Here is a 15,737-nt window from a genome sequence, read left to right on the forward strand (position 1 = left end):
AGAATCTGCATAAGAAACGCTTTTTTTAAGCTTAATAAGTAGCAAAAAAACTAGGAAAAAATCCTAGTTTTTATTTATGACTATCAAAATATTGTTTAGTTTCTTTAATGATAACTGGTGAAAGGGCTAGTAGGGCAATCAAGTTAGGAATTGCCATCAAACCGTTAACGATATCAGCGATAACCCAAATAGTTTCAAGACTGATATAACCACCTAGTGCAACCATCGCAATGAAAATGAGACGGTAAACAGGAATAGCTTTCACTCCAAAAAGGAATTCGAAACAACGCTCTCCATAATAGCCCCATCCAAGAATTGTTGTGAAGGCAAAGAGAATTAAACTAAATGTTAAGGCGTAAACTCCAAAGTTCCCAAAAACAGTAGAGAAAGCAGATTGTGTTAACGTTGCTCCATTAAGGTTACTTGACCAACCACCTGTGACGATAATTGATAAACCAGTTAAAGTACAAATAATGATGGTATCAATGAAAGTACCAGTCATAGATACCAGTCCTTGTTCAACGGGTTGTTCAGTTTGGGCAGCAGCTGCAGCAATTGGCGCAGAACCAAGACCTGATTCATTAGAGAAGATACCACGAGCAATACCAGCTTGAATAGCTGTAATCACAGTTGCACCAGCAAAACCACCTGTTGCAGCTTTTCCAGTAAAGGCTGATTTAATAATCAAAGCGATGCTTGGGATAATTTGATCACAATGGAATGCAAGAATTGTGATAGTTGCTAGAATGTAAATAATCGCCATAAATGGAACAATCTTTTCAGCAACTTTTGAAATAGACTGGATACCACCAAAAATAATGATACTGACAAGAACGGCTAAGACGACACTAATAATTTTTGGTGACCAACCAATAGTATTACTAAGTGAATCGGTAATTGAATTGACTTGTGTAAAAGTACCTGAACCAAATAAAGCAACCATTACTCCAAAGATAGAGAAGGCAATTGCTAAAGGTTTCCAGTGTTTTCCCATCCCATTGACAATGTAGTGCATTGGACCACCGGAAATTTCTCCGTTAGCATCAGTTGTACGGTATTTAATCGCTAAGACACCTTCAGCATATTTGGTTGCCATTCCGAAGAAAGCTGCCATCCACATCCAAAGAAGTGCTCCTGGACCACCAAGCTTGATGGCTGTTGCGACACCAACGATGTTACCTGTACCTACTGTTGCCGCAAGGGCAGTAGCTAGTGCGGCAAAACTTGAAATATCCCCTTTACCTTTCGCTTCAGATGTAAAGATAAGTTTTAAAGCCTTTGGAAGGCGGAAAACTTGCAATAATCCTAAGCGAGAAGACAAATAAATCCCTGTACCGACAAGCAGAACAAGAAGAGGTGGTCCCCAGACTAGACTGTCTAAAGACGATAGAAAATTATACATAATCAAACTCCTAAGTCAGTCATAGTACTGTAATCATTGGTTAAAGGGTAAATCATCAGTAGACTCTTTATCTTTTAGCCATTAAATAAGTACTATTTATTAAAAAATACATTCTATTTTCAGAAAAAATAGAATAATTTCAACTAATTAATTATATAGAGAGAAAGGGCTTTTGTCAAATTTTCTTCTATAGAGTGACTTAAATTTGCAACCTATTTCAGTAGGTAATTTCATTTTTCTGAAAACCATTTTCTAGTAAAATAAGATATTTATCTTGTAATCATTTGATAGTATTAGTTTTTAAGATGATAGTGATAGAAAACACTTACATTTCAATATATAATACAAGAGTAAACTAAAATATGAGGTGATAAAATATGACAAAACAATTTCCAAAAGACTTTTTGTGGGGTGGTGCAACAGCTGCCAATCAATTTGAAGGGGCATGGAATGTTGATGGTCGAGGACCAGCTACGTCAGATACGTCACGTGCAGTAGCACCAGAAGAACGAAAATCAATGGGAAGCGAGTTTAACACACCAATGACTCGTGCTAAACTGGATGCAGCTTTGAGTGATACTGAAGGCTTGTATCCAAAACGTTGGGGATCAGATTTCTATCACCGTTATAAAGAAGACATCGCTCTTTATGCTGAAATGGGTTTTAAAACATTTCGTATGTCAATTGCTTGGTCACGAATTTTCCCAAATGGTGATGATGCGACGCCAAATGAAGCAGGTTTAGCGTTTTACGATAGTGTTTTTGATGAACTTAAGAAATATGGCATTGAACCGCTAGTGACACTTTCTCACTACGAATTTCCGATTCATCTAATTACTGAATATGGCGGCTGGAAGAATCGAAAAGTGATTGATTATTTTGTTCGCTATGCTGAAACAGTTTTTAACCGTTATAAAGACAAAGTCAAATATTGGTTGACCTTCAATGAAATCAATATCATCGGTATGACAGGGTATTTGTCAGGTGGTCTTTTGTTTGAAGATGGTAAATTGAACTTACAAGACATGTATCAAGCGGCACATCATCAATTTGTGGCATCAAGTCTGGCAACAAAAGTTGGTCATGAAATTAATCCTGATTTTAAAATCGGTTGTATGTTAGCGCGTATGCAAGCTTATCCAGCAACGTGTAACCCCGATGATGTGATGGAAGAAATCAAAAAAGATCATGAAAATCTTTTCTTCTCGGACGTTCAAGTTCGTGGGAAATACCCATCGTATGCTAAACGTTTCTTTAAGGAAAACGATATCGAATTAGAAATTGCTGATGGAGATTTAGAAATTCTTGAAAAATATCCTGTTGACTTCATGTCATTCTCATACTATATGAGTTCGATTGCACGCAAGAAAAAATCTGGCGAAGAAACGGCTGGAAATCTTATTCTAAGTGAACCAAATCCATATCTTGAAGCTTCAGATTGGGGTTGGCAAATTGATCCTGTTGGTCTTCGTATTACTTTGAATAACCTTTATGATCGTTATCAAGTGCCACTTATGGTCGTTGAAAATGGTCTAGGAGCTCTTGATAAAGTAGAAGAAGATGGTTCAATTCATGACCAATATCGTATTGATTACCTTGAATCTCACGTTAAACAAATGTATGAAGCAATCGAAGACGGTGTCGATTTAATGGGATATACTTGGTGGGGTTGTACAGATCTTGTTTCAGCATCAACGTCTGAAATGTCAAAACGTTATGGATTTGTTTATGTCGATGCTGACGACCAAGGAAATGGGACATTCAACCGTTCACGTAAAGATTCTTTCTTCTATTACAAGGATTTAATCGCAACGCGTGGCGCTAATATTTTAAATGATTAATAGTCTAAACTCAGCTGAAAAACTTCAGCTGAGTTACTTTGGTCTAATGAGATAGTGGAGGAGAAGATGGTTAAAACATTTTATGTAATGAGACATGGACAAACGCGATTTAATGCACAAGGGCGTATTCAAGGGGCTTGTGATTCCCCTTTGACAAAGCTTGGTATCGAGCAAGCTAAGGCAGCAAGACAGTATTTTGAGCAAGAAGGGATTCATTTTACGCGTGTTTACTCTTCAACACAGGAAAGAGCTTGTGACACAGCAGAGCTAGCAACTGGTCGAACAGATTATATTCGCTTGAAAGGTATCAAAGAGATGGATTTTGGTGACTATGAAGCCCATCAAGAGTATCTTAATCCACCAGTTCACAAAGAAGATGGTTCTGGTTATCGTGATTTCTTTGTTCGCTATGGGGGTGAGTCTAATGTTCAGGTTTATGAACGCATGTATCAGACGATTCATAGTATTGTAGAAGAAAGTAAAGAAGATGAGACTCTTTTATTTGTTAGCCACGGAGGAGCCATTACTCAATTTTATTTGCATGCTACCAAAAATCCATCAATTCCTAGAAAACGTCCCGCTAATTGCGCTATTTTTAAAATTACGGATGACGGAGAAGACATGCTTGTTCAATCAATTTATGATCCAAGTTCGCAAGAATATGTTTTTGAACGTCAGCAAAAGTGATGATTATCAGTAAAACAGCAGACTTTTCGACATTTTAACAAAATTTGCTATAATGGGAATAACTGAATGAAGGAGAACTTATTTCCCATGAAATTTGAGAAAAAACATGTCTATTATATAGTTCTTGCTTTTGTGATATGTTATGCTATTCAAACTTATTGGAGTACAGGAGCATCACTTGTTACGACGGTTTTTAAAGCCAGTCAACCTTTTTTGATTGGTGCTGGCATTGCTTATATTGTCAATATTGTGATGAGCCTTTATGAGATGGTTTTTACTCGTTTTATTAAAAATAAATACCTTTTGAAGATGAAACGAGCTGTCTCAATGATTCTAGCTTATCTGACGTTTGTTTTGTTAATTTGTTGGTTGTTTTCAATTGTTTTGCCAGATTTGATTGCTAGTATTAACTCTCTTTTAAAAATTGATACTAGTGGTGTTGCCAATTTTATCAAAGAAGTTAATGATAATAAGCTTGTAAAAGAACTTTTTGCTTATTTTGGTAGTTCATCTGATATTACGGCTGCTTTATCAGAATACAGTAAACAGATTTTAAATCAAGTTTTATCAATCTTGACCAATATTTTGACATCTGTTAGCGGTATTGCTTCAACTGTTTTAAATGTCTTTATTAGTTTGATTTTTTCAATTTATGTTTTGGCAAGTAAAGAGCAGTTGGGAAGACAATTCAACCTTCTAATTGATTCTTATCTTGGAAAATACGCCAAGACAGTTCACTATGTTTTGGATATTTTACATACTCGTTTTCACGGTTTCTTTGTTGGGCAAACTTTAGAAGCGATGATTCTTGGTAGCTTAACGGCTCTTGGAATGGCTTTGCTCCATCTTCCTTATGCAGCAACGATTGGAATTTTGATTGCTTTCACAGCTTTAATTCCAGTTGTTGGGGCATATATTGGTTTGACAATTGGTTTTATTTTAATTGCGACCCAATCTGTCTCACAAGCCGCTTTATTTGTGATTTATTTGGTTGTTCTTCAGCAATTTGAAGGAAATCTTATCTATCCGCGCGTGGTTGGTGGCTCAATTGGTTTACCAGGAATGTGGGTACTGATGGCAATCACTATTGGAGCCGCTCTTTGGGGAGTTTTAGGAATGTTAGTTGCTGTACCTTTGGCTGCTAGTCTTTATCAGATTATCAAAGATAATGTTGCTAAGCGCCAAGAACAAAATCGTTTAGAATAATTAAAAAATACCTCTAACTTACGAATAAATAAGTGGAGGTATTTTTATGTATGCAATTGAAATGAAATCAGATGCCATGTTACCACGCGAGCGCTTGAGAGATTTGGGTGCAGAACAGTTAAGTAATCAAGAACTATTATCCATTTTATTGCGAACAGGCACAAAAACAAGACCTGTTTTAGAAGTTGCTAATGATATTTTAAAACATATAGAGTCACTGGCTGATTTTCAGCATTTATCCTTACAAGAATTGCAAAAGATTAAAGGCATTGGTTATGTCAAATCCATTGAAATTAAAGCTATGATTGAACTAGCTAAGCGTATTAGTAAGGCTGAATACATTCAAAAAGAACGAATTATGAGTAGCGAACGTTTAGCCAGAAAGATGATGTTGGAGCTAAGTGATCATAAACAAGAACATTTAGTAGCCATTTATTTAGACACTCAAAATCGGATTATTGAACAAAGAACTATTTTCATTGGTTCTGTACGACGCTCCATAGCAGAGCCACGCGAGATTTTGTACTATGCCTGTAAGAATATGGCAACATCAGTAATCATTGTTCACAATCACCCATCAGGTTCTCCAGCGCCAAGTGAAAATGATTTACGTTTTACTGAGAAAATGAAGCGAGCTTGTGAAGATATTGGGCTGATTTGTTTAGATCATATCATAGTAGGGAAATACCAATATTATAGTTTTAGAGAAGAGACAGATGTTTTGTAAGATATCAAAAAAGCCTGAGATATAATACCTCAGGCGAGAAAAAGTATTCTAATACTAAATCAGTTTAGCTAAGCAAAAAGTAGTTGGATTTTGTTTTATTATTGATTAGATTGACTCATAAAGTAAAGAAGTGTTTGTAATTCACTTGTTAAGTCAACATATTGGACGATAACACCTTTAGGAACATTAAGGTGGACAGGAGAGAAGCTCAGAATTCCACGGATACCAGCTTCAACCAAAATATCTGCCACCTCTTGAGCTTTGGTACTTGGAACCGTTAAAATAGCTGTCTCAATGCCAGCCTCTTGTGCGTGTTCTTTAAGTGACGAGATACCATAAATAGGAATACCATCAGAAGTTTGATGTCCAACAACCTCATTGTCATCCGTATCAAAAGCCATAGCAATTTGCATCTTATTACGATCATGGAAGCGGTAGTGAAGTAATGCTCGTCCGATATTTCCGCAGCCTACCAACAAAACATTTGTTGTAGAGTGGTCGTTCAAAATATCAGCGAAGAAATTCATTAGTTTTTTGACATCGTAGCCAAAGCCACGTCTTCCTAGTTCACCAAAATATGAAAAATCTCGGCGGACTGTCGCAGAATCGATTCCCATAGCATCTGCAATTTGTTTTGAACTTGCTTTTTCGACATTATCTGTATTAAAACGTTTAAAAATACGATAATAAAGTGATAGTCGCTTAGCTGTTGCTTTAGGAATAGATTTCTCAGTAGTCACAATACCATCTCCCTTTTACTTGTTACATCTATTGTAACAAAAACTTTGTGAAATTAAAAACAAATTTTGTGAAAACATTAAAAAAAACAACTCCAGAACTACATTAGAGTAGCGAAGGAGCTGTTTTTTGCTAATTAAGCTTCTTTTTTAGTGAAAATATCACGTTCAACAAGGCTATCCATCAAGAAGTAGAATTTTTCTTGGAGGATTTTATTGTCTTCAGATTTGAAGATGTTAACAAAGCGAAGACCTGACTTATCAGTGATGCTTAGTTTAAAACCTGTTAAATCTTTATTGATAGTGATTTTCAATGGGAATCCGTCACCTGAATTAGGCACTTTTTCCAATAAACGCGTTAATTCGTAATTACCGACACGATTTTGTACAAAAGTTGTGTCACGAAGCGTGTATTTTTTAATGTTATCGCTAATAGCATAGCTGTAAAGACAGTCTTTTAAAGTGATTTCTTTTTCAAATGCCATCCTATTTTCCTACAATTTCTTTTAATTTTTTAGCGAGTTCTTGAACTTCTTCAATAGTGTTGAGTTCAGAGAAGCTAACGCGAATTGATTCTGTCAAACGTGGTGAATCCTCACCATATAGGCTTGCCAAAACATGACTTGGATCAACAGTACCAGCGGTACAAGCAGAACCAGTTGAGACAGCGATACCAGCTAAGTCAAGTTGTGTTAGGAGAATACCGTTGTTTTTATTTGGAAAACCAATATTAAGCACGTGTGGCATTTTGTTTTGGCTACCGTTGATGTAATAATCTAATCCAGAAATAGCATCAAGAAATGTTTGACGCAAGTCTTGAACGTGTTTGTAATTAGCATCCTTATTAGCAACAGCGTCTGATAAGGCTTGTGCCATACCAGCAATACCAATCATATTTTCAGTACTAGCTCGGCGTTTTTCTTCTTGCTCTCCACCATGAAGCAAGTTGTCAAAGTGTTGTGGTGTTGAATAAAGGATACCAACACCTTTAGGCCCATGGAATTTGTGAGCAGAAGCTGATAGGAAGTCAGCTTTAATCTCTTCAGGATAAACATCGATTTTTCCCATTGCTTGAACAGCATCGACATGAAAAGCAGCTTGATGGTCTTGAAGCAGTTCACCGATTTCTTTAACAGGAAGCAAATCACCAGTTTCATTGTTAGCAAACATTGTGCTGACTAAAATCGTGTCATCACGAAGCGCATCAGCAACTTGTTTTGCTGAAATGTGATTGTTTTCCGGTTTTAAATAAGTGATTTCAAAACCAAAGCGTTTTTCCAGATATTCCATTGTGTGAAGCACTGAATGGTGTTCGATGGAAGTCGTAATGATGTGTTTTCCTTTAGCTTGGTTAGCTAGAGCATAGCCTTTGATGGCAGTGTTGTTGCTTTCAGTAGCACCAGAAGTAAAGATAATGCGGCGTGGGTCAGTTTTTAAAGCTGAGGCAATTGTTTGGCGGTATGAACGCAAACGCTGGTTAGCGTGACGTCCAATTCCATGAATACTTGATGGGTTACCAAAATCGTTAGCCATGATTTCTGTCATTGCATCAATAACAGAAGGTGTGAGAGGGGTAGTTGCAGCATTATCGAGATATATCATATATAATTAGTCCTTCTTAGCGTTATATGAGAATAATGGGCTGAGCGGAGCTTTTTCGTGGATACGAATAATAGCATCAGCAATCAACTTGCTTGCTGAAAGATATTTAATATTTTTTGGCAAGCGTTCGTTAGTAGCAACTGAGTCAGTTACTAAAATTTCTTTGATAGGAGCAGCATCAAGGCTTTCTGCAGCAGCACCAGCAAATAATCCGTGGCTTGCTACGGCGTAGATTTCTGTTGCACCATCGCGTTCAACGATTTTAGCAGCTTCAGCAAATGTTTTACCAGTGTTCAAAATGTCATCGATAAGGATTGCTTTTTTACCTGCAACTTCACCGATGATGTAACCTTCTTCGCGGTGAGCATCATCTTCTGCGTAATCGATAATAGCGATTGGTGAATCAAGAGTTTGAGCCAAGCTACGAGCACGTTTGATACCAGAGTTTTTAGGGCTGACAACAACAACGTCTTCACCTTTCAAACCAAGGTCGCAGTAGTATTTAGCAAACAATGGAACAGTAAAGAGGTTATCAACTGGTACATCAAAGAAACCTTGAACTTGAACAGCGTGAAGGTCAAGTGTCAAAAGACGGTCAACTCCAGCTTTAACAAGCATGTTTGCTACAAGTTTAGCTGTGATTGGTTCACGTGATGCAGCGATGCGGTCTTGACGTGAGTATCCGAAGTAAGGGATAACGACATTGACAGTGTGGGCGCTGGCACGTTTACAAGCGTCTACCATAATCAAGAGTTCCCATAGGTTGTCATTAACAGGATAGCTAGTTGATTGGATGATGTAAATATCATCACCACGAACTGTTTCTTCGATGTTAATCATGATTTCGCCGTCTGAAAACTTGCGTGTTGACACTTTTCCAAGAGGGACTCCAACTTCGTCCGCAATTTTTTGTGCAATCTCTACGTTAGAAGAAAGAGAAAATAGCTTGAATTGTTTGTCGGCGTAATGTTCTGCCATGATATAAATAAACTCCTTTAAAATTAATACTTATATTTTACCAAAAAAACTGAAATAATTCAGCATTTTCTAAGGAAAAAGCGTGGTTAAATTCGCTTAAGGGTTGCGCTAAAGCGAGCAACTTTGCTTTTAGCGTATTTGAAATCAATGTCATGCTGAGCTAAGAAGTTATCAAAATCTTTCTTGCCTTTTTCAGCGTTTTCAACTTCAAGTTCAAGTTCATAATCTTTAATGTCAGCATACTGGTTGCTATCAAGAGCCATAAGACCAATATCAGTCATTGTTTCACGACGTGTTGTTGTTAGGCTACCAAAATTTTTAAGGCTTGATAGTTTAACTCCATTTTCTTCAATTAGTTTTAGAAAATCAACTTCTGGAAATTTTCCTGATTTGATGATTTCTTTTGCTTCAGCGACGCTTAAATCGTAGTTATATTCTAAATTTCCAACTTCTTTAGGAATTTTTAGTGTAATCTCAGCGCGATTTGGCAATGTCCGAATGCGAAGGGACATGCGGTGAGCTTTCATATCGAAATTCTCTGAATCGAAGTAGTAGTTCGTCTGTGTAATAGGCGTAACATGTGAGAGTTGACTGTTCAGACGATTGAACTCGTCTTTAGTGAGTAATGTTTTGTACTCAATTTCAAGGTGTGTCATAAAAATAATTTCCTTTTTTTCACCATTATAATTTGGTATAATAAAATTGTTATATTTAATTCTATACAAAAGTCAATTTTTTGACAAGGATTGGTCATGTCCGCGTGACAAGTCCATTAGGAAGGAAACTTTATGGATTGGGAGAAATTTTTAGATCCATATATACAAACTGTTGGTGAACTGAAGATTAAATTACGTGGAATTCGTAAACAATTCCGCAAGCAAAATCGACATTCGCCGATTGAATTTGTGACTGGTCGTGTTAAATCAGTCGAAAGTATCAAGGAAAAAATGGTGCTACGCGGGATTAAACCAGAGAATATTGCACAAGATTTGCAAGATATTGCTGGTCTTCGTATCATGGTTCAATTTGTTGATGACGTTGATGAAGTTTTAACGCTTTTGCGTAGTCGACATGACATGAAAATTGTTCAAGAACGAGACTACATCACACACATGAAAGCAAGTGGTTACCGTTCATATCATGTCATTGTTGAATATCCTGTTGACACCATTGATGGTCAAAAAACAGTTCTAGCTGAGATTCAGATTAGAACACTGGCTATGAACTTTTGGGCAACAATCGAACATTCATTGAACTATAAATATAAAGGCGAGTTTCCAGATGAGATTAAAAAACGTTTGGAAACAACAGCAAAGATTGCGCTTGAGCTGGATGAAGAGATGCGAAAAATTCGCGAGGATATTAGGGAAGCACAGCTTTTATTTGATCCCGCAAGTCGGAAATTAAGTGATGGTGTAGGAAATAGTGATGACACAGACGAATATTACAGATAAAGTGACGCGTGTTGCTATCGTAGCAAACGGGAAATATCAGAGTAGACGAGTTGCCTCAAAACTTTTTGCGGCTTTCAAGGAGGATAAGAAATTCTACTTGTCTAAAAAGGATCCAGATATTGTCATTTCCATTGGTGGTGATGGCATGCTTTTATCTGCCTTTCACATGTATGAAAAAATCCTTGATAAGGTGCGTTTTGTGGGAATTCATACTGGTCATCTTGGTTTTTATACTGATTATCGAGATTTTGAAGTTGAAAAGTTAATTGAAAATTTGCGAGCTGATAAGGGGCGTAAAGCTTCTTACCCTGTTTTACGAGCTAAAATCACTTTAGACGATGGGCGTGTGGTCAAAGCGCGTGCGCTTAATGAAGTTGCTATCAAGCGTATTGAAAAGACCATGGTTGCTGATGTTATCATCGATAAAGTGAAGTTAGAACGTTTCCGTGGTGATGGTATTTCGGTATCGACACCAACAGGAAGTACGGCTTACAATAAATCTTTAGGTGGTGCTATTTTGCATCCGACGATGGAAGCCATGCAATTAACGGAGATTTCTAGTCTTAATAATCGCGTTTATCGCACACTAGGATCTTCAGTCATTGTTCCTAAAAAAGACAAGATTGAAATTGTTCCTAAACGCCAAGGTGTTTATACAGTATCAATCGATAATAAGACCATGCATTATAAAAATGTGTCTAAAATTGAATATTGTATTGACAATAAAAAAATTAGTTTTGTGGCAACACCCTTCCATACTAGTTTTTGGGAGCGCGTGAGAGATGCCTTTATAGGAGAAGTAGATTCGTGAGATTTGATTTTGTTGCGGACCGACGAACAAAAGTAAAAACATTTTTAAAGGGACATGATGTCTCAAAAGGCTTGTTAGCCAAAGTAAAGTTTAAAGGTGGAAATATTTGGGTAAATGGCGTTGAGCAAAATGCCATTTATTTATTGGATGTGGGAGATGTGGTGACGATTGAAATTCCTGATGAACAGGAACATGAAACCCTTATTCCAGTCAAACATGACCTTGATATTGCCTATGAAGATGATCATTTTTTGATTATCAATAAACCCCATGGTTATGCAAGCATTCCAAGTGTTTTGCATTCAAATACCATTGCTAATTTTGTCAAATATTACTACATGGAGCAAAATTATCCTAACAAGCAAGTTCACATCGTAACTCGACTTGATAAGGATACAAGCGGCTTGATGCTTTTTGCCAAACACGGTTATGCCCATGCTAGACTTGATAAACAATTACAAAGTAAGACCATTGAAAAACGTTATTATGCCTTGGTTTCAGGACAAGGTGAGCTAGAAGACGAGGGAGAAATCATTGCGCCGATTGCTCGAGATGAAGATAGTATTATCACACGTCGCGTGCACCCGTCTGGAAAATACGCTCACACAAGTTATCGCGTTGTAGAACGCTTTGGCGATGTGGCTTTGGTAGATATTCGACTTCACACAGGACGAACTCACCAAATTCGTGTGCATTTTGCTCACATTGGTTTCCCACTTTTGGGAGATGATTTGTATGGTGGTCGCATGGATCTTGGCATTACGCGACAAGCGCTGCATTGCCATTATTTACGTTTTGTAGACCCTTACACAAATAAAGAGATTATTCAAAGTGCAAACTTGACAGATGACTTTGATAGCGTTATCATGAAACTACAACAAAAATAGATGGAAGGTTAATTTTTATGGGAATTCGATCTTTATTTGGTAGCTTGAGGGGAAAAATTGTTGGTAAAAACCTAAAAATTGTTTTTCCTGAAGGAAATGATGAACGCGTTCTTCGTGCAGCCGCTCGTTTGAAATTTGAAGGTTTGATTGAACCAATTATTTTGGGAGAAGCTACGGAAGTTCGAGAATTATTGGCTAAATTTGGTTTTGCAGATCAAAACTATGTCATCATTAACCCAAAAACTTATGATAAATTTGATGACATGAAAGCAGCCTTTCTTGAAATCCGCAAGGGTAAAGCAACTCCTGAAGACGCTGATCGTCTATTGACTGACGTGAATTATTTTGGTGTCATGCTGGTTAAAATGGGATTGGCTGATGGTATGGTTTCTGGAGCTGTTCACTCAACTGCGGATACTGTTCGACCAGCACTTCAAATCATTAAAACCAAACCAGGCATTTCTAGAACATCAGGAGTTTTCTTGATGAGTCGTGAAAGCACAGACCAGCTCTTTATTTTTGCCGATTGTGCTATCAATATTGATCCGAATGCTCAAGAATTATCTGAAATTGCTTTAAATACAGCTGATACTGCGAAGATTTTTGATATTGATCCTAAAATTGCTATGTTAAGTTTCTCAACTAAAGGTAGTGCTAATGCACCGCAAGCTGAGAAAGTTCGTGAAGCAACTCAATTAGCTAAAGGTCGAAAACCAGAACTTGCTATTGATGGTGAATTACAATTTGACGCTGCTTTTGTCCCTAGTACTGCAGCTGTAAAAGCACCTGATAGTGAGGTTGCTGGTAAAGCCAATGTCTTTATTTTCCCAGATCTTCAATCAGGAAATATTGGTTACAAGATTGCTCAGCGTTTTGGTATGTTTGAAGCGATTGGACCTATCCTTCAAGGCTTGAATAAACCAGTTAATGATTTATCACGTGGTTCAAGTGCTGAAGATATTTATAAATTAGCAATTATCACTGCAGCGCAAGCTGTTGATTGTTAATAACATGAATAATTAAAAAAGATCAGTTGGTCGTTAGGCCAGCTGACTTTCTTATCGTTATATTCTTAGAAAGAGAAAACAAAAATGACAAAAATTGCATTAGTAACTGGAGCTTCCGCTGGATTTGGTAAAGCCATTGTTAGAAAATTAGTTGCAGATGGCTATCAAGTCATCGCAAGTGCACGACGTTTAGAAAAATTGCAGAGCTTGCAAGATGAACTTGGTAAGGACAAGGTTTATCCATTACAGATGGATGTTTCAGATACTCAGTTGATTGATCAAGCTTTGACTACTTTACCCCAAAACTGGCAAACTATTGATCTTTTGGTCAATAATGCTGGTTTAGCGCTTGGTTTAGATAAGGCATATGAGGCAGAAATTTCAGACTGGATGACGATGATTAATACAAATATCGTAGGTCTTGTTTATTTAACGCGCCAAATTTTGCCAAGCATGGTTAAGCGTAATTCAGGGATGATTATCAATCTTGGTTCAACAGCTGGAACAATCCCATACCCAGGTGCAAATATTTACGGTGCTTCAAAAGCTTTTGTGAAGCAATTCTCCCTAAATTTGCGAGCTGACCTTGCTGGAACAAAGATTCGCGTCACTAATATTGAACCAGGGCTTTGTGAAGGAACTGAATTTTCAAATGTTCGTTTCAAAGGTGACGATGAACGAGCTGAAAAACTTTATGAAGGTGCCCATGCCATCACACCAGAAGATATTGCTAATACCGTTTCATGGGTGGCTAGTCAACCAGAACACGTCAATTTCAATCGTATTGAAATGATGCCAGTATCTCAAACTTACGGTGCACAACCGGTATATCGTGATTAAGAGTAAGAAAAAGAGCCTTTTGGCTCTTTTTTAATCATCAAAAATAGGATTGGTGCTAGAAGGACCAGATGTTACGTCAGACCAGCCAACGATAGCTTGGCCAGATTCATTGAGGTAACTGGCCAGGACAGGTTTTAAGTCTTGAATGAAAGAGACAACACCGATGAGTTCACCAGAATCATCACTGACAGCCTGATAAGTTTGAAATAAAATGCGGTCAAATGATTCTGTGGGAATTTGAAAGTGTACGCCTTTTTCAGGCGATTGTTCAAGGCTAGTCCAAACCCATTGCGGCAATTCTTCTTCCTCTTCATCGGAGAAAAAAGAACCGTCTGAACGATTATTACTATAAATAAGTTTTAAATCTTTATCATAAAAACTAGCACGGTAAGGTAGGTGTGCTAGCAATTTTTTAATAAGTTCCATGGCTTCATCATAGCGATTTTAGATTAGAAATGCAACTAAGTTGCTTGTGGTCTTCTTGCCTTCGTTAGTGGTTAAAAATAGCAGAGGAAAGTATCAGTTTTCCGTAAGATATAACTATCGTTTTCAAACTTTTCTTAGTAAAATAGAGGCATTAAAAAACGAAGAGGACAGTGCTGTGAGTAAAATTATTTTTTTAGATGTTGACGGGACTTTGGTTGATTATCATAATCGTATTCCAGAATCAGCGGTCAAAGCTATTCGAAAAGCGCGTGAGAACGGACATGCCGTCTTTGTCTGTACAGGTCGTAGTCGTGCAGAGATGCAACCTGAACTTTGGGAAATTGGCTTAGACGGGATGATTGGCGGAAATGGTTCTTATGCGGAACATGATGGTCAAGTTATCATGCATCAAATGATTTCAAAAGAAGATTCAAAGGCAATCGTAGATTGGTTGCATGAAAGAGGATTGGAATTTTATCTAGAATCAAATAATGGTTTATTTGCATCTGAAAACTTTAAAGAGGCAGCACGTCCAGTCATGCGTCAATACGTCATGCAAAAAGGAAAATCAGCAGAAGAAGTGGAGCACATGGAAGCAGAAGATGCTCTTCATGGTTTGGTTTATGGTGAAGAATTGTACCGTGATGATTTGAATAAAGTCAGCTTTATTTTGAACTCTTACCAAGATCATTTGGATTCAGCCAAAGTTTTCCCGAATTTAAAAGCTGGAACATGGGGTGGTCGTGGTGAGACGGCATTGTTTGGTGATCTAGGTGTCAAGGATATTACCAAAGCACATGCCATTGATGTTCTTTTGGAACATTTAAAAGCTGATAGAAAAGATACCATTGCTTTTGGAGATGCTAAGGTGGATATCCCAATACTTGAATGTTGTGAGATTGGCATTTCTATGGGAAATGGTGGCCCAGAGATTCTAGCCATGGCGGACATGGTAACGGATGACGTTGAAGAAGACGGACTATATAATGCTTTTGAGAAATTAGACTTAATTTGAAACAAGATAACTGCTTAACAGAGGTGTTGAGCAGTTATTTGATATTTTGTTTCGATTCTTAATATGGATTCGTGCCATAGTATTAGGAATGCGTTGGATAGCATTAGTTTTTTAGAA

Annotated in this window: 17 protein-coding genes; 10 read left to right on the forward strand and 7 right to left on the reverse strand. The window is 37.4% G+C overall.

Annotated features, from left to right (window positions below; all coding sequences use genetic code 11):
- Positions 1-70: 70 nt before the first annotated feature.
- Positions 71-1,402: an alanine/glycine:cation symporter family protein gene (locus tag BLP98_RS04715; protein WP_074482139.1), complete on the reverse strand. Its 1,332-nt coding sequence runs from the start codon at positions 1,400-1,402 to the stop codon at positions 71-73.
- Positions 1,403-1,779: 377 nt separating this feature from the next.
- On the opposite strand from BLP98_RS04715, the gene BLP98_RS04720 reads away from it, so the two are divergent.
- From BLP98_RS04720 to radC, 4 genes are all read left to right on the forward strand, one after another.
- Positions 1,780-3,243 carry a glycoside hydrolase family 1 protein gene (locus tag BLP98_RS04720; RefSeq protein ID WP_074482140.1) on the forward strand — a complete coding sequence of 488 codons (1,464 nt, stop codon included), beginning with the start codon at positions 1,780-1,782 and terminating at the stop codon, positions 3,241-3,243.
- 66 nt (positions 3,244-3,309) lie between these two features.
- Entirely contained in the window at positions 3,310-3,930 is a 621-nt protein-coding gene (locus tag BLP98_RS04725; protein WP_074482141.1) for a histidine phosphatase family protein, read from the forward strand.
- 87 nt (positions 3,931-4,017) lie between these two features.
- Entirely contained in the window at positions 4,018-5,136 is a 1,119-nt protein-coding gene (locus BLP98_RS04730; protein WP_074482142.1) for an AI-2E family transporter, read from the forward strand.
- A gap of 46 nt (positions 5,137-5,182) precedes the next feature.
- Positions 5,183-5,863: a RadC family protein gene (radC, locus tag BLP98_RS04735; RefSeq protein ID WP_074482143.1), complete on the forward strand. Its 681-nt coding sequence runs from the start codon at positions 5,183-5,185 to the stop codon at positions 5,861-5,863.
- 98 nt (positions 5,864-5,961) lie between these two features.
- On the opposite strand, the gene BLP98_RS04740 is transcribed toward radC, so the two are convergent.
- The 5 genes from BLP98_RS04740 to BLP98_RS04760 form a co-directional block, all read right to left on the reverse strand.
- On the reverse strand, positions 5,962-6,603 hold the full coding sequence (locus BLP98_RS04740; RefSeq protein ID WP_074482144.1) for a redox-sensing transcriptional repressor Rex: 642 nt from the start codon (positions 6,601-6,603) through the stop codon (positions 5,962-5,964).
- Positions 6,604-6,737: 134 nt separating this feature from the next.
- Complete coding sequence (locus BLP98_RS04745; RefSeq protein ID WP_074482145.1) at positions 6,738-7,085, reverse strand: DUF1831 domain-containing protein; 348 nt, start codon at positions 7,083-7,085, stop codon at positions 6,738-6,740.
- Between the two features lies 1 nt (position 7,086).
- Positions 7,087-8,202 carry a cysteine desulfurase family protein gene (locus BLP98_RS04750; protein ID WP_074482146.1) on the reverse strand — a complete coding sequence of 372 codons (1,116 nt, stop codon included), beginning with the start codon at positions 8,200-8,202 and terminating at the stop codon, positions 7,087-7,089.
- Positions 8,203-8,208: 6 nt separating this feature from the next.
- A complete protein-coding gene (locus BLP98_RS04755) occupies positions 8,209-9,180 on the reverse strand; it encodes a ribose-phosphate diphosphokinase (protein ID WP_074482147.1) in 972 nt (323 codons plus the stop codon).
- An 86-nt stretch (positions 9,181-9,266) separates the two neighbouring features.
- Positions 9,267-9,836, reverse strand: a complete 570-nt coding sequence (locus BLP98_RS04760; protein ID WP_074482148.1) for a CYTH domain-containing protein — start codon at positions 9,834-9,836, stop codon at positions 9,267-9,269.
- 132 nt (positions 9,837-9,968) lie between these two features.
- Between BLP98_RS04760 and BLP98_RS04765 the strand changes: the two genes are divergently transcribed.
- The 5 genes from BLP98_RS04765 (at position 9,969) to BLP98_RS04785 (ending at position 14,179) form a co-directional block, all read left to right on the forward strand.
- A complete protein-coding gene (locus BLP98_RS04765; protein ID WP_074482149.1) occupies positions 9,969-10,634 on the forward strand; it encodes a GTP diphosphokinase in 666 nt (221 codons plus the stop codon).
- Entirely contained in the window at positions 10,609-11,445 is an 837-nt protein-coding gene (locus tag BLP98_RS04770) for an NAD kinase (protein WP_074482150.1), read from the forward strand. Before BLP98_RS04765 ends, BLP98_RS04770 begins: the two co-directional genes overlap by 26 nt.
- Entirely contained in the window at positions 11,442-12,332 is an 891-nt protein-coding gene (locus BLP98_RS04775; RefSeq protein WP_074482151.1) for an RluA family pseudouridine synthase, read from the forward strand. Before BLP98_RS04770 ends, BLP98_RS04775 begins: the two co-directional genes overlap by 4 nt.
- Positions 12,333-12,349: 17 nt before the next feature.
- The gene (gene pta / locus BLP98_RS04780; protein ID WP_074482152.1) at positions 12,350-13,339 is read left to right on the forward strand and encodes a phosphate acetyltransferase; all 990 of its coding nucleotides are present in this window, start codon (positions 12,350-12,352) and stop codon (positions 13,337-13,339) included.
- Positions 13,340-13,423: 84 nt separating this feature from the next.
- Complete coding sequence (locus BLP98_RS04785; protein WP_074482153.1) at positions 13,424-14,179, forward strand: SDR family oxidoreductase; 756 nt, start codon at positions 13,424-13,426, stop codon at positions 14,177-14,179.
- A 30-nt stretch (positions 14,180-14,209) separates the two neighbouring features.
- Here the strand turns inward: BLP98_RS04785 and BLP98_RS04790 are convergent, their stop codons facing one another.
- The gene (locus tag BLP98_RS04790) at positions 14,210-14,605 is read right to left on the reverse strand and encodes a sodium transporter (RefSeq protein WP_074482154.1); all 396 of its coding nucleotides are present in this window, start codon (positions 14,603-14,605) and stop codon (positions 14,210-14,212) included.
- Between the two features lie 175 nt (positions 14,606-14,780).
- On the opposite strand from BLP98_RS04790, the gene BLP98_RS04795 reads away from it, so the two are divergent.
- Positions 14,781-15,620 carry a Cof-type HAD-IIB family hydrolase gene (locus tag BLP98_RS04795; protein ID WP_074482155.1) on the forward strand — a complete coding sequence of 280 codons (840 nt, stop codon included), beginning with the start codon at positions 14,781-14,783 and terminating at the stop codon, positions 15,618-15,620.
- Positions 15,621-15,737 lie beyond the last annotated feature (117 nt).

It is taken from the genome of Streptococcus equinus (assembly GCF_900104225.1).
GTDB lineage: Bacteria > Bacillota > Bacilli > Lactobacillales > Streptococcaceae > Streptococcus > Streptococcus equinus_D.